Raw genomic sequence first — 18048 nt, forward strand, 5'->3', positions numbered from 1 at the left:
CTCCGAGGGCTCCCGTAGCGGTCGGGTCCGCTTGGGCGGGGCTTCGGACTCCGGCCCGAGCGTCGCTCGGGCCGGAGTCCGGGCGGAGGCGTTCCGGTCGAGTTCCCGGGCGTTCGGGCGAGTCGGCCGACTTCCGTGGCGGTTCCCCTTCCGGGGGTTCCGCTCCCTGCTCTCGACGCGAGGTCTGGTCCGGCGGTTGCTCCGCCGGGGGAGACTCAGGGTGGCGCTCCGAGTCAGGCGGTCTGCCCTGCCCTAGAGCGTCCTGCGGCGGCGGGGATTCGTCCGACCCCTGCGGCGGTGCGCCCGACCCTCGGTCCGGTCGGTCGGGCGCTCGGGCATTCGGCGGTCGGGAGCCGTATCGACGCCCGGCCCGCTGGCCCGGCGGCCGACCCCCGAGCCGTACCGGCGGCCCGTCGGCGGGCGCTCGCCTCCGCCCGCGCTCCCGGCCGGGTGGTTCGTTTCGCTCTCTCGCCACGACCGACCTCGCGCGTCGGCGTCCTCCCGGCCGCCGTTCCTGTAGGTCCGGTCGTCGGCCACAGCGCCGGGACCGGGCGCGGATTCGCCCTCGCTCTCGTCTCCAGACTCGCGCTGGCTCTCGTTGCCCGAATCGCCCTGCCGTCGCTCCTCGTCGGTGTCTCGGTCGTCGCTCGCCATGCGCGGGAGTTGACCGATTCGACGCATAAACCGAACCGACCGTTCACACCGTTCCGGCGACCCCGGGCGGATTCAACGCGGCGTTACCTCCCTCCGGGCGAGGCCGTCTCGGGGTCGCGCCGGAGGAACGCGACGCCGTAGGCGGAGAGCCACGACAGCACCGCCCGGACCCCCTCGGGGTCGGCGACCCGATAGGGCGCGTCGGTCGCGGGGTCGTCGCCGACCTTGACGCCCAGACCACGGTCGGTGAGGACGCCGAACGCCGCCTCGTCGGTGGTGTCGTCGCCGACGTAGACGGGAAGCCACCGCTCGTCGTCGGGGACGAGTCGGGCGGCGAGCCATCCGACCGCCTCGCCCTTGTCCCACTCGACCGCGGGCCGGAGTTCGAGCACGTCCTTGCCGGTGGTCAGGCGCACCTCGTCGCGGTCGGCCGCCAGCGTCTCGACCGCTCGCTCGACCGCGGGCACGTCCTCGTCGGCGACGAGTCGATGATGGACCGTCGCGGAGACGCCCTTGTCCTCGACGATGACGCCGTCCACGTCGGCGAGTCGCTCGCCGAGTCGGTCGCAGAGCGCCGAGATGGTCTCCTCGACCTCGCGGGCGGTCGGGTGGACCTCGGACTCCTCGCCGGTGCGCAACTCCAGTCCGTGGTTGCCCGCGTACGAGATATCGGAGAGGCCGACTCGCTCGCGCACGTCGGCCAGTTCGCGACCGCTGACGACCGCGACCTCCGCGTCGGGAAGGTCGGCCAGCGCGGAGACGACCTCGCGGGTCTCCTCGGGCAGGGTCGCCTCGTCCGGTCGGCGCTCGATGTCGGCGAGGGTGCCGTCGAAGTCGAGTGCGACCAGCAGGCCGTCGTGGGCGAGGAGCTCCTCGACCAGCGCGTAGAGGTGGTCGCGTATCGGCGGCGGAGCCTCGGACTCGGCGGTGGGTCGAGTCTCGGACCGTTCGGTGGGCCGGTCGGTCATGATGGGTGGATGGTCGAATCGATTCCTCAGGTGGTTCCGGCGTGGACGGTGTGGCGACCCCGCTCTATCGCGGCGGCGGTCTCGAACGTCGATTCGAGCCACGCGTACACGTCCTCGGCGTGGACCACCCGCTGGAGGTCGGCCATCCGGTGGAGACGCTCGTCCTCCGACAGCGAGAGCGCCTCGTCGATGCCGTCGGCCACGCCGTCGAGGTCGCGGGGGTGGACCGCGACCGCTCGGTCGCCGAGTTGCTCGCTCGCGCCCGTGAGTTCGCTCAGCACGAGCACGCCCGGGTCGCGGGTCTGGGCCGCGACGTACTCCTTGGCGACGAGGTTCATGCCGTCGCGGACCGGCGTGACCAGTCCGACGTCGGCCTCCCGGTAGAGCGCGGCGAGTCCGGGCTTCGGGAGGTGGTCGGTGAGCTGGACCACCGGGGTCCAGTCGTCGGTGCCGAAGCGGTCGTTGATTCGGTCTATCGCGGCGTCCACGCGCTCTTGGAGGGTTCGGTAGGCCTCGATGCCGCTCCGGCTCTCGATGCCCTTCTGGACGTAGGTCAGTTCGCCCCGATACTCGGGGCGCTCCTCCCAGAGGCGTTCGAGCGCGGCGAGGCGCTCCTCGATGCCCTTGGTGTAGTCGAGGCGCTCGACCCCGAGCGCGACGCGGATGTCGCCGTCGTCGAGGCCGTGTTTCGCCCCGAACTCGCGCCAGAACTCGTCGGCGGCGTCGCCGTCGGCGAGTTCGGCCTGCTCGGCGGCGTCGATGCCGAGCGGGAGCGCCCGGACGAAGGTGCGCTCGCCCCGATGGGCGACGCTCCGACTCCCGCGGTCGACGCGGGCGTCGGTCGCGGCCTCCACGCAGTCGAGGAAGTTCCGACAGTACTCCTCGGTGTGAAAGCCCACGAGGTCGTTGGCCAGCAGGCCGTCGAGCAACTGCTCGTACTGCGGAAGAGCGTGGAACGCGTCCCACGACGGCCACGGGATGTGCCAGAAGTGCGCGAGGAAGGCGTCGGGCCGCGCCGCGCGCACGTCGCGCGGCGCGAGCGCGAGGTGGTAGTCTTGGAACCACACCACGGGGTCGCGGCCGGTCGAGTCGAGGACGGCGTCGGCGAACTCCGAATTAGTCTCGCGGTAGCTCTGCCAGAACTCGGGGTCCGGATTCATCTTCGCGGTGTCGAGGTGGCACAGCGGCCACAGCATCTGGTTGCTGTACCCGGCGTAGTAGCCCTCGACCTGCGCGTCGTCGAGCCACACCCGACGGAGGTCGTAGGACGGGTCCTCCGGCGGGACCGAGACGGTGTCGTCCGGTCCGACCACTTCGCGGTCGGCGTCGCCGTCGCCCCACGCGACCCACGTCCCCGCGACGGTCTGCATCACGGGGTCGAGCGCGGCGGTGAGTCCCCCGGCCGGGCGGTCGACCGCGATCTCCCCGTCCTCGCGGTCGTGGCTGTACGGTTCGCGGTTCGATACGACCACCAGCTCGCGGTCCTCACAGAGCGCGGCGACGGTCTCGGCGGCCGATTCGGCTGTCGCCCCTGTCGTGTCTGAACTCATCTGAAGTCGGTCCTCCCGCGGCGGGTCCCCGCCCGCCGTCGGTGAATCTCTACCAGTTCCTTTGCGGAGTGTCCGGGATAACGTAGTCGTCCGTTCAGAATCGTTCGAGAGTTGAAACGATTTCCTGCCGGGATTACTAGGATTCTACCCAACAGTAATCGGTGCTTGATTCGCGGAATCCGGTGGTTGTTACACTCGAACGATGGTATCGGTGTCTGTGAGGATGACGGTCGACTTACGAGGCGACGACCACTCCTATCGAAGAAGCAGGCTCTGCTCCGAAATCGGAAATGGCGGGAGGTAGGGAGAGCCTGAGAGTCGAGCCTATGAGAAGATTTATTACTTCCTTAGCGGATATGGTAGATACCATGCTGAAAACGGAGCCTGCGCTGTACGAGGTGGTGGGACGCAAGAACAACCACCTCTGGCTGGAGGTTCTGGAAGGGGGCGACCAAGGGATTCGAGTTTCCGTCCCGGTTCACAATTCGGAATACGGAGAGAACCTCCAAGCGCAGGTCCTACGGCTGTCTGTCGGTGATGTCCGCAGGTTCGTCCTCGAAAGCGAGGACGAGGGGCGACCTGACTGGCGTATCTGCGAAATCGAAGGACCTCCCGTTCCCGCTTAATCGGTTCCGTCGCTTTCGCTGTCGGTACTATTCGGGTCCTGTGTGCCGGTGTCGCCCGGATTTTCGCCAGAGCAGTGAAGCGAATCGGTTTCAAGCGTCGTGTGTAGATTCCCGGAGATAGCGAGTTCCGTCCCTTCCCCGAGAGAGACCGTGTTCCCCTCACTACCGATTGCGACCGCGTAGTCTGCGAACAGATATTCGATATAGTCCTCCTCGGTCGATTCGAACAGAAGCCAGAAAACGACGACTCCGGCAACGGCGACAACCGCGAGATGCCAGACGGGCGTCCAGTAGTCGAAGTAGGCGGGTCTCGCGTATTCTACTCCGAACGGAGCAACAGGGTCGCCGGGGATTAGGAAGGTATCCACTACTATCGCAATCCCGACCAGAACGAGAGAGTACCACGACGCGAGCCACATGCCGCGATGGAAGTTTCGAATCGCTTGGATGCGGGTCGCTCTCGACGGTGAGCGAGCATCGTCGACCCTGCTCGACATCACATGGTACAGGACGCTGTACGACTCCGTACGGAACGGGATTTCGTGGGTATCGACGAGATGCGTCCAGATTCGGTTCGCCAAGATGCGGTCATCCAACTGTTCACCCCTCCGAGGACGCCACCACCCACAGAGCGGACCGACGAACGGGTGAGACATCCGCCACGCCAACTCGCAGATGTCTCGTCCGTCATTCACGTCTTCCTCGCAGTCATCGTCGTCGGTGCTCTCGGAACCGTCGTCCTCTCGTTGCAGGGACGGGAGGTCCTCGACGCTATCCATCGTTTCGTCGAAATTCTCGCGTCGGCCGACGGCTTTGGACGCGTACGGTTGCAGAATCGCGCCGACGGAAAACGCGATGGCGGTGAAAAGACCGTATTCTCCGAGGTTGCCGGGAATCGGCGGTGAGTGGAGGAAACCCATCGTAACGACAAGCGCGATGACTCCCGGGACGATGTTCCCGAGTAAGTCGTACGCAGTCAATCCGCGGAAGTATCGGCCCACCGGCATACCAAGGAGTCGCCTCGCGACTCCGATTATTCTTTCCATACCATTTTTGCATCAACTTACGGCCGCGCCGCGGCGATGAACCGGGTATTATTCCTCATTATCGCTGTCCTACAATACCCGCCGACGAACACACTCGCACATTTATATTCCCCAAGTACCATTCCGAAATCATGGCAGACGAGTCCGAGTTCGGCGACTTCGGCGGTCGTCACGTTCCCGAACCCCTCGAAGAACCCCTCGAACGACTGGCACAGGCGTTCGACGAGATTCACGACACCGACCGCTTCCGCGAGCGATTCCGGGGGTGCCTCCGGGACTTCGCGGGGCGGCCGACCCCCCTCTTCCACGCCGAGCGGCTCTCGGCGGAGTTCGGCGCGCAGGTCTACCTCAAGCGCGAGGACCTGCTCCACGGTGGCGCGCACAAGATCAACAACTGCCTCGGACAGGCCCTGTTGGCCGACGAGGCGGGCAAGACCCGGCTCATCGCCGAGACCGGCGCGGGCCAGCACGGCGTCGCCACCGCGATGGTGGGCGCGCTGCTGGACATCGACACCGAGATCTACATGGGCAGGAAGGACGCCGAGCGCCAGCGGATGAACGTCTTCCGGATGCGTCTGATGGGCGCGGAGGTCAACGAGGTCACCCGCGGCGGCGAGGGACTCGCCGACGCGGTCGACGCCGCGCTGGAGGACTTCGCGGCGAACGTCGAGGACACCCACTACCTCGTGGGGTCGGTGGTCGGCCCCGACCCCTTCCCGCGGATGGTCCGGGAGTTCCAGTCGGTCATCGGTCGGGAGGCCCGCGACCAGATACGCGAGCGGGCCGGGAAACTGCCCGACGCCGCGGTCGCGTGCGTCGGCGGCGGGTCGAACGCCATCGGCCTGTTCGACGCCTTCCGGGACGACGACGTGGACTTCTACGGCGCGGAGGGCGGCGGCGAGGGGAAGGGCTCGGGCAGGCACGCCGCCCCGCTCTCGGCCGGGACGGAGGGCGTCAAACACGGGATGAAGACCCGCGTCATCGGCGACGACACCGAAGTACACTCGGTGTCGGCCGGGCTGGACTACCCCGCGGTCGGCCCCGAACACGCGATGTTCCGGGCGGTCGGGCGCTGTGAGTACCGCGCCGTCGAGGACGACGCCGCGCTGGAGGCGTTCCGCACCCTGAGCGAGACAGAGGGCATCATCCCCGCGCTCGAATCCAGCCACGCGGTCGCGCTGGCGAAGGAGGTCGCAGAGGGGATGGACGACGAGGACGTGATTCTGGTGAACCTCAGCGGTCGGGGCGACAAGGACATGGCGCAGGCCGCCGAGCTGTTCGACCTCGGGTAGTCCGCGAACGGCCCGGTCACGAGATGTCGTCCGAGCGGTGGGGCGTCCGCGAGGGGAGGACGTTTACGTCTTCGTTCCACGCGAGATTCGCGAGTTTTCCGTCGAGCGAGACGACGTACGTCGTTTCCGAGGCGCGCTCTTGGTTCAACTTCGCCGCGTCGAGGACGAGCGTCCCCTCGTGGAACTTGAAATCGATGGACTCCCACGTTCGATAAAGGTCTTTGACGCCGCTGGCGATTGCCTTCTCTCCCGAACCGTGATTCGTCCGGTTCCACGGATGCGCTCCGTGCAGGACGTACATCTTGGACTCGACGATATCAGTCCAAAATCGGAGTACAGTCGAAGCGTCCTTTTTGCTCCGGACCGACCCGAGAGCCTCCGCGAGAACGTGGGAAGTAGTAAAAACGCCAGCATTTCGTCGGTTCGCTACTCCGAAGACGTAATCGACGACAGGTCGTTGTTTCGGCCGGATGTTCGTGTAGAGCGCGAGGAGCGCCTCCTTCCCGAACGCGAAGTTGACGGGACCCGTTTCGTGAGGGACGAGATCGGATTCGGAGTGGCGCTCCAGTGCTTTCGCTGGTCGACGGTTGCGTGGACGCGACATGAGCGAGAGTTTACTCCGACTCGTCCGTCCCTATCCGCTCGGAATCGTAACGTAGGCCCTCCTCGTCCGAACCGAGTCGGTCGAATTCGAACGTGCTTTCCGGCGTCGAGTCGATGTACTTCCGAACCGCCTCGCTGTGGTCCGATGAATTCTCCGTCATCCCTGAATCCTCCTGACACGCAAGCGTTGTCCGTTCTAATATAAAAACGTCGGGTCGACAACTCCGTGACATCGTATCGGACGAGCGAAAAACCCCGAATCCGGAGCTGACTCAGAACTCGTCGAGGCCGACGTTCTCGCCCTGATACGACCCGGCGTAGGTGCCGTCGTGGTCGGCCTCCGCGAGGACGAGCTGGGCGATTCGCGCGCCCTCCTCGATCTCGACGTCGTGGTGGACTTCGAGCAGGCCCTCGCCCTTGCCCTCGTAGCCCGCGTCCCAGACCGCGGTGTTCAGCATGCAGGAGTTGCGCAGGAGCGACGACCGGGGGTAGATGTAACCGACGTGGCCCTCGGGAATCCGGACGGTCTCGGCGTACTGGACGACGTAGCCGCCCGCGGTCAGGTAGTAGGTCGCAGGGACGTTGTCTCCGACCTGCTCGGATTCGACTTCCTGGCGCGCGCCGATTTCCTTGCCGTCGCGCGCGATGCGGCCGGGTTCGCGTTGCTCGTACACCCCCGCGAGCGTGAGGTCCACGCCGTTGGGCTGTATCTGTTCGTCGGTCGTCTCCCCGACGTGTTCGGCGACGAAGGTGCCGCTCTTGAACATGTTCGTCGGGTGCCGCCCGCGACATATATCGGTGCCGGACTCACGTCGGCGTGGCAAGCGGTCGCGATTCCCGAAAGAATTGCCGTCCGGCGTGCGGATTTACAACCGCTGTCATGAACGGAAACACGCGGGATTTATACGCGAGGAGAGCCGATATCGGGACGATATGGGACAAACGCTAACGGAGAAAATCCTCGATGACCACCTCGTCGAGGGTGAACTCGAAACCGGCGAGGAGATCGGAATCGAGATCGACCAGGTCCTCACGCAGGACACCACGGGGACGCTCGTCTGGCTCCAGTTCGAGGCGCTCGACCTCGAGAACGTCCAGACCGAGCTGGCGGCCCAGTACTGTGACCACCAGACCTACCAGTTCGACTTCAAGAACACCGACGACCACCGCTTCCTGCGCTCGGCGGCGGGCACCTTCGGCGCGCACTTCTCGCGGCCGGGTAACGGCATCTGTCACAACGTCCACAAGGAGAACTTCGCCGCGCCCGGCAAGACGATGCTCGGGAGCGACTCCCACACGCCGACCCCCGGCGGGCTGGGCGAACTCGCCATCGGTTCGGGCGGTCTCGACGTCGCGGTCGCCATGGGCGGCGGCCCGTACTACATCGAGATGCCCGAGGTCGTAAACGTCCGGCTCGAAGGCGAACTCCCCGAGTGGGCGACCGCCAAGGACGTCATCCTCGAGCTTCTCCGACGCCTCTCCGTGAAGGGCGGCGTCGGCAAGGTCCTAGAGTACACGGGACCGGGCGTCGAGAGCCTCACCGTCCCCGAGCGGACCACCATCACCAACATGGGGACCGAGCTCGGCGCGACGACCTCCATCTTCCCGACCGACGAGGAGACCCGCGACTACCTCTCGCGACTCGACCGCGAGGACGAGTTCGTCGAACTCGGTCCCGACGAGGACGCCGAGTACGACGACGAGATCGTCGTCGACCTCTCGGAGATCGAGCCGCTCATCGCCGAGCCGTCGATGCCCGACAAGGTCGTCCCGGTACGCGAGGTCGCGGGCACCGAGGTCGATCAGGTCATCATCGGCTCGTGCACCAACGGCGCGTACGAGGACATCCTCCCCGCAGCGAAGATGCTGGAGGGCCGCGACATCAACAGGACGACCGACATGATCGTCGCGCCCGGTAGCAAGCAGGCCTCCGAGATGCTCGCCCGCGAGGGCTGGGTCGCCGAGATGATGGCGGCCGGAGTCAACTTCTCGGAAGCGACCTGCGGTGCCTGCATCGGCATCGGTCACGTCCCGGCCAGCGACTCCGTCTCGCTCCGGACCTTCAACCGCAACTTCGAGGGCCGGTCGGGCATCGAGGACGACAACGTCTACCTCTGCTCGCCCGAGGTCGCCACCGCGGCCGCCCTCAAGGGCGAGATCGTGGACCCGCGGGACCTCGCCGACGAACTCGGCGACTTGGAGGACCCCGGACTCGAGCTTCCCGACCAGTACATCGGGAGCAACGTCGACCTCATCAGCCCCGACGAGGCCCCCGACGACGAGCTCATCAAGGGCCCGAACATCGGCGACGTGCCGCTGAAGGACCCGCTCGGAGCCGACATCGAAGGCCCGGCCCTGCTGAAGATGGAGGACAACATCACCACCGACCACATCATCCCGGCGACCTCCGACATCCTCAAGTTCCGGTCGAACATCCCGAAGCTCTCGGAGTTCACCCTCTCGCGCGTCGACCAGGACTTCGCCGACCGCGCGCTGGAGGCCGACGGCGGCTTCCTCGTCGCTGGCGAGAACTACGGACAGGGTAGCTCCCGCGAGCACGCCGCGCTGTGCCCGATGTACCTCGGCGTGCAGGGCGTCCTCGCCCAGAGCTTCGCCCGCATCCACAAGGCGAACCTGTTCAACTTCGGTCTCGTCCCGCTCGAAATCGACGAGGAGACCTACGAGAAGATAGAGCAGGGCGACGACGTCGAAATCGTCGACGACGTGGCCGAAGCGGTTCGCTCCGGGAAGGAGGAGCTCACGATTCGCGTGAACGGCGACTGGGAGGCCACCGCGCACCTCGACGCCTCCGAGCGCGAGCGCGAGATTCTGGCCGACGGCGGCAAGCTCCCCCACACGAAGAAGCAGGCAGAAGGCGGCAGTTCCGGCGCGACGCCCGCCGACGACTGACGTTCTCGCCGATCTTTCGTTCTTTTTCGCGTCTCCGTGAGCAACCGTTGTACCGTGGTGCCCGACGTTCTCCGGGCGCATCAGCGAAGCAAGCCGCGAGCCATCGGCTCGCGGCTTGCTGAGTACAGGAACGGGGCGTCATCAAAGGTGGGGGTGGGTGGGGAGATTTCGGGAGCTTGCACCTCCGGCCGGAGAGTGCAGTTACTTCTATCGATTCAGGTTACTAAAGAATTACGGGTTCGGGGTCGGGCATGACACTCATAAGGGTCGGGCGCAAACCCCCGGACAGTGTCATCGACTACCGTGGGGGACGAAGACGACGTGCAGGTCCGGCAGGCAGTCCAGGCCGACCTGCTCGCGGTGCTTCGCATCGAGCGCGCCTCCTTCCCCCAGCCGTGGCCGTTCTCGGCGTTCGAGCGCTACCTCGGCGAACCCGGCTTTCTGGTGGCGGTCGAGGCTCCCGGCGACTCGGGCGGGACCGAGAGCGTCGTGGGCTACGTCGTCGCCGACCTCGTCCCGAACCACGGACAGCCGCTGGGTCACGTCAAGGACATCGCGGTCCACCCCGAGTGTCGCGGCCGCGGGGTGGGCCGGACCCTGCTCGACAGCGCGCTGACCGCCTTGGAGGGCCGCGGTGCTCGGAGCGTGAAGCTCGAAGTCCGGGCGGGAAACGACCCCGCGCTCGCGCTGTACGAGGAGTTCGGGTTCGAACACCTCCGGACCGTGCCCCGGTACTACGACGACGGCGAGGACGCGCTCATCATGGTCGTGGGCGTGGGCGAGTAGGTGTTCGCACCGGGGTCGACGAGGACGCGCGAGTCGAGCGTGGCGCTTTTCGGTCACTGGGACCTACCTCCGGGCATGGGATACGCCTGTCCGGTCTGCGGGACGCCACAGTCCGACGCCGAGCACCTCGCCAACCACCTCGCGTTCACGGCGATGCTGGGCGACGACGACCACGAGGAGTGGCTCGACGACCACGCGCCCGGATGGAGCGACGAGGGGGAGGCCGAACTCGCCGACCGCGTCGCCGACTACGCCGACGAGGAGGAGTTCCCGCAGGTCTTCGAGGACACGACGCCCCACGACCACGGGCACGGCGACGAACCCCGCGGGGGCGACCTCTTCGAGGACGAACTCGAACGCGCGAACACGCGGGGTCGGGGGTCGATGGCTGGCGGCGCTGGCGGGAGTGGTGGCGGCGCAGACGCGGGCGCGCTCGACCCCGAAGCCCGGCGGATTCTACAGGAGGCCCGCGAGATGACCGAGGAGATGCTCGACGACGGGGACGAGTGCGACGAGGAGTGAGACCGACGAGCGACCAGCGGCTTTCTGGGATGTCTCCTCGTCGGTGATTCTGCTGCTGGCTGTCCGGGGTCGTGTCCAGTCGAGGACGAAAGCGAGTAGTCCCCGGCCTCCGAACCCCCGCGCATGGAGACCCACGGATTCCTCGCGCCCGAGACCGACGAGGCGGCCGAGCGACGCTACGAGGCGGTCGGTCCCGCGGCTCAGACGGTCGTCAAGGAGTCGGCGAAGGCGATGGCGTTCGACGCCGACGAGTACGACGAGCGTGTCACCTCCGAGGTGGTCGAGACCGCTCGCGACGCCCTGTTCGCGTCGCTGCTCGAAGTCCGGACCGCGAGCCGCGAGGAGTACGACGAGTGGCTGGCCGACCGCGACCGCGAGGTCATCGAACGCGGGAGCGAGAACGTCTCGCGGGTCGCGTGGCACGACGCGCCCGACGACACCGTGGTCGCCGCGACCTACGAGAACGAGACCGACGCCGCGGTCGCGACCCTCCGGCGACAGGCGTTCGGGAGCGTCTACCGGGACCTGCTGTAGCCCACCGCGAATCCGACGGATTCGCGGTGGGCGTCGCTCCGTCGCGGTGAGCCTCGTTGCCGACCAGTCGCGAACCCAATCCGACACGCTTTGATACCCGGTGCGCGAATTCACGCGCGTGCCGCGGTTCGAGTACCCCTGCCCCGACTGTCGAACGACGAGCAACCTCCACGGCCCCGACTGCCGGTTCGAGGGCGAGGCGTGGTCCGACATCGAGAAGGCCTACACCGACGTGGTCGCGGTCCTCTCGGGCGGCCCCCGAGGGCCCGACGACCTGCGGGAGGCGGTCGACGGCGGGTGGGACGCGCTCCACCAGTCGGCGCTCGAACGCCTGCGCCACGAACAGCGCGTGATGGAGACCGAAAGCGGAGCGCTCGAACTGCTGACCGCCGAGCAGTACAAGGAACACGTCACCGACCCGACCGTCGAACCCATCAAGACCGTCGCCGAGAAGGGGTCGGTGCCGGGTGCCCACGACAACGCGGTCTTCGCCATGATCGCGTGGTACGAGATGGTCGGCCTCTCGTGGGACGAGACCCGCGAGCGCGTGGTCGAGTGGCTCAGGGACACCGGGACGTGGACCCGCGGGGGGTTCGAGGAGTCCTCGCCCGAGGAACTCGTGACCAAGAAGCGCCACGTCTACGAGGCCGGATACGGGTGGAAAGAGAAGGCCGAGGCCGCGAAGGCGGTCATCGACCGGAGCCTGTGAGGTCGGCGACCGGGGCGACCACCGGTCAGGGGCAGTTGCAGACTCTGCAACTGTGGTGGTCCGTTTTTTAAGTCGGGTATCGTCGTCCCGAGCGTCGGGCGTACAACGCGCGAATCCGTCGCGAACGACCCACCTGACGGCTCGCTGGCGACGGCGAGCCTCATCACTCGAATCCCACCCACACAATGGCACGAGACATACCGAATCGGTTCGTCGAGTTCGTAACGACACACAACCGCATCGTCGTCGTGGCGATGTTGCTTCTGACCGCGGTCGTCGCCGGTGGCGTCACCCAGCTGGACCTCCAGAGCTCGGGCGACGCCGACAGCGACGCGTTCGGCGACACCGAGGTCGCACAGAAATCCGAGTACATCAGCGAGCACTACACCCAACGGGAGGACGACCCGGGGAACACGACGACCGCGTCGGTGTACGTCCGCGAGGAGGACGGAAACGTCCTCTCGAAGCGGTCGCTTCTCGAATCCCTGCGGTACCAGCGGGAGGTCCGCGACAACGAATCCGTGAACGCGGCGCTCGCGAGCGAAGACGGCGCTGTCGGCGTCTCGAACGTGATTGCAAAGCGCGCGGCGGGTGACCCGGCCGCCGACCTCGACGCCCAGATCGAGGCGCTCGACGCGGCGAGCGACGACGAGGTCGAGCGACTCGTCTCGGAGACGCTCGCAGAGGGGTCGGCGGCGCTCGGACTGCTACCCGACAGCTACGAGCCGGGGAGCACGACCGCGGAGAGTCGCCGGATCACCTTCGAGTTCGAGGCCGCGGACACCGAGAGCGGCGTCGCCCAACCCCCGGCCGACGCACAGCGGGCGCTGTACGAAGCGGCGTCCGACCGCGGCGGTGAGGGCGACGGCGGCGACTACTTCACGCTGGGGGAGTTCGCCTCGGCGTCGTACTACGAACAGCAGAGCACCGACACAATCGAACTAATTTTGCCCGCCGCACTCCTGTTCATCCTCGGCGCGCTCGGATTCGCGTACCGCGACCTCGCCGACGTCGTCGTCGGGTTCGTCGGGGTCGTCGTCTCGGTGCTGTGGATGTTCGGAATCCTGGGGTGGCTGGAGATTCCCGCCGGGATGACTCTCATCATCGGCCCGGTCCTGATAACGGGGCTCAGCATCGACTACGGGCTTCACGTTTTCATGCGATACCGCGAGCAACGCGGAGCCGACGAGGGCGTCGGCGCGCCGATGACCCGCGCGGTCTCGTCGGTCGGCGTCGCGTTCGTCCTCGTGACCGTCACCGCGGCGGTCGGGTTCCTCTCGAACCTCGCGAACCCCTTCGGGATGATCCGGGACCTCGGCGTGGGCATCACGCTCGGGGTCGTCTCGGCGCTGGTGGTGTTCACCACGCTGGTCCCCGCGCTGAAGGTGAGCGTCGACGGTCTGCTCGAACGGGTCGGGTTCGACCGCCGGAAGTCGCCGCTCGGGACCGGGCGGTACCTCCGGCCGGTGCTCGGCGCGGGCGTCGACGCCGCGCGGAAGGCCGCGCCCCTCGTCATCGTCGTCGCGCTCGTCGCCGGAGCGGGCGGTGCGGTGGCGTGGACCGACATCGACCGCCAGGGCTACCAGACCTCCTCGGAGGTCGCGGAGTGGAAGACCGAACTCCCCGGACCGCTGGCGTGGGAAGCGACCGACGACCCGTACTATCGGAACCAGCAGTACGTCGAGGACGCCTACCAGTCGACCGACCGAAACCAGCGCACGACCACGGTACTGGTCGAGGGAGACGTGACCGACCCCTCGGCGCTCGACCGCGTCGCCGACGGCGTCGACGACGCGCAGGACAGCGACGCGGTGTTCCGGCGGGGCGAGCGCGCCGAGGTCGTCTCGCCGCTGTCGGTCATGGAGTCGGTCGCCGCCGAGGACGAGCGGTTCGCCGGGACGTTCCGCGACGCCGACACCGACGGCGACGGCGTTCCCGACCGGGACCTCGAAGCGGTGTACGGGGCGCTCTACGAGGCGGCCCCCGAGCGGGCCGGGCGGGTGGTCGAACGCCGGGACGGCGAGTACCGGTCGCTGCGATTGCTCGTCCCGGTCGAGCAGGGACTCGAAGTCGACGAGCGCGCGACCGCGATGCACGGCGTCGCGGGGACCGTCGAGGGCGGGCCCCTGACCGCGACTGCGGTCGGGCAGGCGACGTTCTCGAACGCCGAACTCGGCCAGTTGGCCGACGGCATCTTCCGGACGATGCTACTCGCGCTGGTCGCCGTCGCGGTCGTCCTCGCGGTCGGCTTCCGACTCACGGAGGGGAGCGCGACGCTCGGCGCGCTCACCGCGGTTCCCATCGCGCTGGTCGTCGGCCTCGTCCTCGGCGGGATGTACCTCACGGGGACGCCCATCACGTTCGTGACCGCGCTGTTGATGAGCCTCGTCGTCGGTCTCGGCGTCGACTACAACATCCACGTCAGCGACCGGTTCGCGCAGGAACTCGACCGGGGTCGCGACCCCGTCGCCGCCCTCCGGACCGCGGTGACCCGGACCGGCGGTGCCCTGCTCGGCAGCACGCTGACCTCCGGGGGCGCGTTCGCCACGCTCCTACTCCACGTCAGCCCCCAGATCCGCGGGTTCGGGATGCTGGTGGTGCTTGGGCTGTCGCTGTCGTTCGTCGTGAGCGTGTTCGTCCTCCCGAGCATGCTCCTCGCGTGGAGTCGGCGCGTCGGCGTGGCGTCGATGACCGGCCGTCAGGGGGTGGACGCGACCCCCGACGACTGATCGAGCGCCTCGCGAGGTCGCCTCGGCTCGGTCGTTTACCAGCAGTTCGAAGCCGACGCCTGTGACTCGTTGACTCGGAGTAGGGTGTCGCCGTCGTCCTCGGTGTCGGTCTTCCACTTGTACGTCGCGTCGCTGACACTCACGCTGACGGAGGCCGGATACCCGATAGAGATGCCGGTTATCTCTATCGACTCCCACAGGTGCGTGTACGAGCCCTGGATGCGTCGCTCCTCCTCGGTGTAGTCGCCGACAGTCTCGAGGTCGACCGCGAAGAAGTGGTTGTAGTCCTCTTCGTCGTCCAGCATAATCCCGTAATCGTCGACGTCGAACGCGATGCCCGGACCCTCGGACACGGAGCCATCGTGGTAGGAGACGTACTCGCTACTGTAGGTCGTCTCCGAGATGGTGTAGGATTCGAGGTCCCAGCCGTCGGTCCAGCCGAGACCGCTTATGTCCATCGGGTCGGCACCCCCGTCAAAACTACCCCAGTCGTACGTCCACGACTGTTGGGCGGTGTACGTGCCGTCTCCCGAGCAGTCGATGAACAGCGACAGCGTGATGTCGAGGTCGGCCTTGTCGAAGGATTCGGTACCGACCTCTCCAGACGTCGGAATCTGGTAGGTGACCCGGTCGTAAGTGGTGTTGAATCCGCGGTTCCGCAGGAACTCGTGCTGTCGTTCGACGCTACCAGTGGCTTGGAGCACGTCGTGGGACTGCTCGATGATCGCCTCCCTGTCTCGGCCGCTACGGCCACTGACCGCGCCCGAGAACACACCTGCGCCCGCGAGGCCCGCACCGGCCGTTCGAAGTACCGTTCGTCGATTGATGCTGTCTTCGGAGTCTTCGAAACCAGTCATAGGTTCATATAAAATTTAGAGCTGTTTAGTGTTAAATTATTCTGAAGGAACTAGATATAATTATCTATCGGTGAGTATCTGCGGACGTGCCGGGACGTGTCCCCCCGCTCTGGACCGTCGGCGCCCGCCGGTCCGGCCGTGATGTGGCTCCCCCGACGCGCGACGCGGTCAGTATACCCGGTGCGAACCGACGGCATCGAGCCGTTCGACTCCGGAAAGCCCAGTGGTCGAAAGCCGCGCACGAAGGCACGGAGAAATCAGGAGAACTCCCGTGTAGACCGGGTCGGTACTTGCCGCGACGAGCGCGAGGTCAGTCGCTCTGAATCCGCGGGGCCAGCATGAAGGTGACGTTGCCCTGTCCCTCCGCGATGTCGAAGTGGAGCTTGACGGGGAACTCCTCGCCGAGGTCGACGGTGACCTCGGCGTTGCTCGGGATGGCCTTGTTCATGTCCTTGAGGTAGTCGAGGCTGAACAGCGACCGGGCCGGACCCGCCGTGAGGTCGATGAGGTCCTCGCGGTCGAGTTCGAGGCGCACGTCGTCGGTGTCGCCCTCGGCCTCCACGATGAACGTCTCCTCGTCGGCGTCGACCGCCAGCGCGATGTGGTCGCTGACCATGTCGGCTGCCGTGACCGAGCGGTCGATGTCCGAGCCCTCGACCACGATCTCGGCAGGGAGGTCGAGTTCGGGGATGTCGGGCTCCTGTCGGATGGAGTCGGGGTCGATGAGCGCGAGGGTGTACTCCAGCCCGTCGATCTGGATGTGGAGCTTGCGGGTCTCCTCGTCGAGTTCGAGGTGGACCGGCTGGTCGCCGCTCGCCATCCCGGCGATGTCGTCGAGTCGGTCGAGGTTCACGCCGATGATACCGCCGTCGGCCTCGTAGGACTCGAACGCTTCCGCGGAGAGTTCCAGATCGACCATCCCGACGTTCGCCGGGTCTACCGCCCGGATGGCGAGGCCGTCCTCTTCGAGGTGGATCTTACACTCGTCCACCAGCACGCTCACGGAATCGATGGTGTCCCGGAGCGTGTCGGCGCTCACGATAGCCTTAAACATCTTGCCGACTGCTACGAACCCCCGGCATAAAAAACACCCGTTCGGGCGCGCACGCGAGCGAGCGCGTGGAATGAATCATTACCGTTCCCGCGAGCCCGGTTTCGTATCCCGCCCCGCGAGCATTCGCCACGCTTACCCGCGGTGGCGACCTATGGCCCCCAACGACCGAATCGGAACCATGGCAGGGAAAGACCACTACTACAACAAGTCCAAGCAGGAGGGCTACCGCTCGCGCGCCGCCTACAAACTCAAGCAACTCGACCGCGAGGAGAACCTCCTCCACGAGGGCAAGACGGTCGTGGACCTCGGGGCGGCCCCCGGCGGCTGGCTACAGGTCGCCGCCGAGGAGGTCGGCGACGAGGGGCTCGTCGTCGGGGTGGACCTCCAGCGCATCGACCCCGTGGAAGGGGTGGAAACGGTCCGGGGCGACATGACCGACGAGTCGACGAAGGAGGTGGTCCGCGAACTCGCGGGCGACTCGGTCGACGTGGTCGTCTCCGACATGGCCCCGAACATGACCGGCGAGTACAGCGTCGACCACGCCCGGTCGGTCCACCTCGCCCGCCAGGCGTTCGAGACCGCCCTCGACGTGCTCGACTCGGGCGGCGACCTCGTCGTGAAGGTGTTCGAGGGGCCGGACCTCGACGACCTCCGCGAGGAGGTCGACGAGGAGTTCCAGTACGTCCGCACCATGAGCCCCGACGCCTCGCGGGACTCCTCCTCGGAGGTGTACCTCGTCGCGAAGGGTCGGCTGACCGCGCCCGTCGGCGAGGGCGACGAACTGGAAGTCGAGATCGTCGACGAGGGCTCGGAGGGCGACGGCGTCGCCAAGGTCGAGAACTACACCCTGTTCGTGTCGGGGGTCGAGGAGGGCGACACCGTGACGGTCGTGGTCACCGAGATAAAGCCGCGGTTCGGGTTCGCGAAGCCGGTCTGAGGCTCAGAGCCTCGCGCCGATTCCCGCCCACCGGACGAGCCCCCGGAAGAACACGACGATTCCCACGAGGAACGCGGTCAGCGCCGCGAGCATCGCAGTCGGTTCGAGCGCCGGACCGCCGAGGAACGGGCCGCGGACCAGCATCCAGCCGCCCAAGAGGGTGACGCCGAGGCCGAACAGCGCCACGAGACCGCCGAGTAGTTTGAGCATCGTGCGACCCACTGGAATCCGCCGGGAAAACGCTTGTGGCCGGTCGTATCGGCCGATTGAC

The 18048-nt window shown here is 66.9% G+C and carries 19 protein-coding genes; 9 read left to right on the plus strand and 10 right to left on the minus strand.

Going from position 1 to position 18048, the window contains the following annotated elements; genetic code table 11:
• Positions 1 to 252: 252 nt before the first annotated feature.
• The 3 genes from NGM10_RS07390 to NGM10_RS07400 all read right to left on the minus strand — a co-directional run bounded on the left by NGM10_RS07390 (position 253) and on the right by NGM10_RS07400 (position 3172).
• The gene (locus NGM10_RS07390) at positions 253 to 654 is read right to left on the minus strand and encodes a hypothetical protein (RefSeq protein WP_253483511.1); all 402 of its coding nucleotides are present in this window, start codon (positions 652 to 654) and stop codon (positions 253 to 255) included.
• An 83-nt stretch (positions 655 to 737) separates the two neighbouring features.
• On the minus strand, positions 738 to 1622 hold the full coding sequence (gene otsB, locus NGM10_RS07395) for a trehalose-phosphatase (protein ID WP_253483514.1): 885 nt from the start codon (positions 1620 to 1622) through the stop codon (positions 738 to 740).
• A 26-nt stretch (positions 1623 to 1648) separates the two neighbouring features.
• On the minus strand, positions 1649 to 3172 hold the full coding sequence (locus NGM10_RS07400; RefSeq protein ID WP_253483517.1) for an alpha,alpha-trehalose-phosphate synthase (UDP-forming): 1524 nt from the start codon (positions 3170 to 3172) through the stop codon (positions 1649 to 1651).
• A 368-nt stretch (positions 3173 to 3540) separates the two neighbouring features.
• On the opposite strand from NGM10_RS07400, the gene NGM10_RS07405 reads away from it, so the two are divergent.
• Positions 3541 to 3798, plus strand: coding sequence for a hypothetical protein (locus NGM10_RS07405; RefSeq protein WP_253483520.1), 258 nt, complete (start codon positions 3541 to 3543; stop codon positions 3796 to 3798).
• On the opposite strand, the gene NGM10_RS07410 is transcribed toward NGM10_RS07405, so the two are convergent.
• Positions 3795 to 4805: a hypothetical protein gene (locus NGM10_RS07410; protein WP_253483522.1), complete on the minus strand. Its 1011-nt coding sequence runs from the start codon at positions 4803 to 4805 to the stop codon at positions 3795 to 3797. The two genes, NGM10_RS07405 and NGM10_RS07410, sit on opposite strands and share 4 nt — an antisense overlap.
• A 170-nt stretch (positions 4806 to 4975) precedes the next feature.
• Between NGM10_RS07410 and trpB the strand changes: the two genes are divergently transcribed.
• Positions 4976 to 6136 (plus strand): tryptophan synthase subunit beta, encoded by a 1161-nt coding sequence (trpB, locus tag NGM10_RS07415; protein ID WP_253483525.1) that lies wholly within the window; start codon positions 4976 to 4978, stop codon positions 6134 to 6136.
• A 16-nt stretch (positions 6137 to 6152) separates the two neighbouring features.
• Here the strand turns inward: trpB and NGM10_RS07420 are convergent, their stop codons facing one another.
• From NGM10_RS07420 to NGM10_RS07430, 3 genes are all read right to left on the minus strand, one after another.
• Positions 6153 to 6437, minus strand: coding sequence for a hypothetical protein (locus NGM10_RS07420; RefSeq protein WP_253483528.1), 285 nt, complete (start codon positions 6435 to 6437; stop codon positions 6153 to 6155).
• Positions 6438 to 6750: 313 nt separating this feature from the next.
• On the minus strand, positions 6751 to 6900 hold the full coding sequence (locus NGM10_RS07425) for a hypothetical protein (protein WP_253483531.1): 150 nt from the start codon (positions 6898 to 6900) through the stop codon (positions 6751 to 6753).
• 111 nt (positions 6901 to 7011) lie between these two features.
• The gene (locus NGM10_RS07430) at positions 7012 to 7506 is read right to left on the minus strand and encodes a deoxyuridine 5'-triphosphate nucleotidohydrolase (protein ID WP_253483534.1); all 495 of its coding nucleotides are present in this window, start codon (positions 7504 to 7506) and stop codon (positions 7012 to 7014) included.
• Between the two features lie 166 nt (positions 7507 to 7672).
• Between NGM10_RS07430 and NGM10_RS07435 the strand changes: the two genes are divergently transcribed.
• The 6 genes from NGM10_RS07435 to NGM10_RS07460 all read left to right on the plus strand — a co-directional run bounded on the left by NGM10_RS07435 (position 7673) and on the right by NGM10_RS07460 (position 14929).
• Positions 7673 to 9649 carry an aconitate hydratase gene (locus tag NGM10_RS07435; RefSeq protein WP_253483537.1) on the plus strand — a complete coding sequence of 659 codons (1977 nt, stop codon included), beginning with the start codon at positions 7673 to 7675 and terminating at the stop codon, positions 9647 to 9649.
• A 288-nt stretch (positions 9650 to 9937) separates the two neighbouring features.
• Positions 9938 to 10435, plus strand: a complete 498-nt coding sequence (rimI, locus tag NGM10_RS07440) for a ribosomal protein S18-alanine N-acetyltransferase (RefSeq protein WP_253483539.1) — start codon at positions 9938 to 9940, stop codon at positions 10433 to 10435.
• A 75-nt stretch (positions 10436 to 10510) separates the two neighbouring features.
• A complete protein-coding gene (locus NGM10_RS07445; protein WP_253483542.1) occupies positions 10511 to 10957 on the plus strand; it encodes a DUF5810 domain-containing protein in 447 nt (148 codons plus the stop codon).
• 123 nt (positions 10958 to 11080) lie between these two features.
• A complete protein-coding gene (locus NGM10_RS07450; RefSeq protein WP_253483544.1) occupies positions 11081 to 11491 on the plus strand; it encodes a DUF5809 family protein in 411 nt (136 codons plus the stop codon).
• A gap of 118 nt (positions 11492 to 11609) precedes the next feature.
• Positions 11610 to 12200: a DUF7474 family protein gene (locus NGM10_RS07455; protein ID WP_253483547.1), complete on the plus strand. Its 591-nt coding sequence runs from the start codon at positions 11610 to 11612 to the stop codon at positions 12198 to 12200.
• Positions 12201 to 12385: 185 nt separating this feature from the next.
• Positions 12386 to 14929 (plus strand): efflux RND transporter permease subunit, encoded by a 2544-nt coding sequence (locus tag NGM10_RS07460; protein ID WP_253483549.1) that lies wholly within the window; start codon positions 12386 to 12388, stop codon positions 14927 to 14929.
• 35 nt (positions 14930 to 14964) lie between these two features.
• Here the strand turns inward: NGM10_RS07460 and NGM10_RS07465 are convergent, their stop codons facing one another.
• The gene (locus tag NGM10_RS07465) at positions 14965 to 15786 is read right to left on the minus strand and encodes a hypothetical protein (protein WP_253483551.1); all 822 of its coding nucleotides are present in this window, start codon (positions 15784 to 15786) and stop codon (positions 14965 to 14967) included.
• A gap of 310 nt (positions 15787 to 16096) precedes the next feature.
• Positions 16097 to 16840, minus strand: a complete 744-nt coding sequence (locus NGM10_RS07470; protein ID WP_253483553.1) for a DNA polymerase sliding clamp — start codon at positions 16838 to 16840, stop codon at positions 16097 to 16099.
• A gap of 178 nt (positions 16841 to 17018) precedes the next feature.
• Between NGM10_RS07470 and NGM10_RS07475 the strand changes: the two genes are divergently transcribed.
• Positions 17019 to 17777 carry a 23S rRNA (uridine(2552)-2'-O)-methyltransferase gene (locus NGM10_RS07475; RefSeq protein WP_253483555.1) on the plus strand — a complete coding sequence of 253 codons (759 nt, stop codon included), beginning with the start codon at positions 17019 to 17021 and terminating at the stop codon, positions 17775 to 17777.
• Positions 17778 to 17780: 3 nt separating this feature from the next.
• On the opposite strand, the gene NGM10_RS07480 is transcribed toward NGM10_RS07475, so the two are convergent.
• Positions 17781 to 17987 (minus strand): DUF8132 family protein, encoded by a 207-nt coding sequence (locus NGM10_RS07480; RefSeq protein WP_253483557.1) that lies wholly within the window; start codon positions 17985 to 17987, stop codon positions 17781 to 17783.
• Positions 17988 to 18048 lie beyond the last annotated feature (61 nt).

Source organism: Halorussus salilacus (assembly GCF_024138125.1).
GTDB classification, from domain to species: domain Archaea; phylum Halobacteriota; class Halobacteria; order Halobacteriales; family Haladaptataceae; genus Halorussus; species Halorussus salilacus.

What these genes read in the sequence shown, in the direction of transcription:
- NGM10_RS07410 (WP_253483522.1), bottom strand. Translation starts at nt 4,805, where the DNA reads ATGCCGGTGGGCCGATACTTCCGCGGATTGACTGCGTACGACTTACTC.
- otsB (WP_253483514.1), bottom strand. Translation starts at nt 1,622, where the DNA reads ATGACCGACCGGCCCACCGAACGGTCCGAGACTCGACCCACCGCCGAG.
- NGM10_RS07470 (WP_253483553.1), bottom strand. Translation starts at nt 16,840, where the DNA reads ATGTTTAAGGCTATCGTGAGCGCCGACACGCTCCGGGACACCATCGAT.
- NGM10_RS07420 (WP_253483528.1), bottom strand. Translation starts at nt 6,437, where the DNA reads ATGTACGTCCTGCACGGAGCGCATCCGTGGAACCGGACGAATCACGGT.
- NGM10_RS07460 (WP_253483549.1), top strand. Translation starts at nt 12,386, where the DNA reads ATGGCACGAGACATACCGAATCGGTTCGTCGAGTTCGTAACGACACAC.
- NGM10_RS07425 (WP_253483531.1), bottom strand. Translation starts at nt 6,900, where the DNA reads ATGACGGAGAATTCATCGGACCACAGCGAGGCGGTTCGGAAGTACATC.
- NGM10_RS07475 (WP_253483555.1), top strand. Translation starts at nt 17,019, where the DNA reads ATGGCAGGGAAAGACCACTACTACAACAAGTCCAAGCAGGAGGGCTAC.
- NGM10_RS07405 (WP_253483520.1), top strand. Translation starts at nt 3,541, where the DNA reads ATGCTGAAAACGGAGCCTGCGCTGTACGAGGTGGTGGGACGCAAGAAC.
- NGM10_RS07390 (WP_253483511.1), bottom strand. Translation starts at nt 654, where the DNA reads ATGGCGAGCGACGACCGAGACACCGACGAGGAGCGACGGCAGGGCGAT.
- trpB (WP_253483525.1), top strand. Translation starts at nt 4,976, where the DNA reads ATGGCAGACGAGTCCGAGTTCGGCGACTTCGGCGGTCGTCACGTTCCC.
- NGM10_RS07445 (WP_253483542.1), top strand. Translation starts at nt 10,511, where the DNA reads ATGGGATACGCCTGTCCGGTCTGCGGGACGCCACAGTCCGACGCCGAG.
- NGM10_RS07435 (WP_253483537.1), top strand. Translation starts at nt 7,673, where the DNA reads ATGGGACAAACGCTAACGGAGAAAATCCTCGATGACCACCTCGTCGAG.
- NGM10_RS07465 (WP_253483551.1), bottom strand. Translation starts at nt 15,786, where the DNA reads ATGACTGGTTTCGAAGACTCCGAAGACAGCATCAATCGACGAACGGTA.
- NGM10_RS07430 (WP_253483534.1), bottom strand. Translation starts at nt 7,506, where the DNA reads ATGTTCAAGAGCGGCACCTTCGTCGCCGAACACGTCGGGGAGACGACC.
- NGM10_RS07450 (WP_253483544.1), top strand. Translation starts at nt 11,081, where the DNA reads ATGGAGACCCACGGATTCCTCGCGCCCGAGACCGACGAGGCGGCCGAG.
- NGM10_RS07400 (WP_253483517.1), bottom strand. Translation starts at nt 3,172, where the DNA reads ATGAGTTCAGACACGACAGGGGCGACAGCCGAATCGGCCGCCGAGACC.
- NGM10_RS07480 (WP_253483557.1), bottom strand. Translation starts at nt 17,987, where the DNA reads ATGCTCAAACTACTCGGCGGTCTCGTGGCGCTGTTCGGCCTCGGCGTC.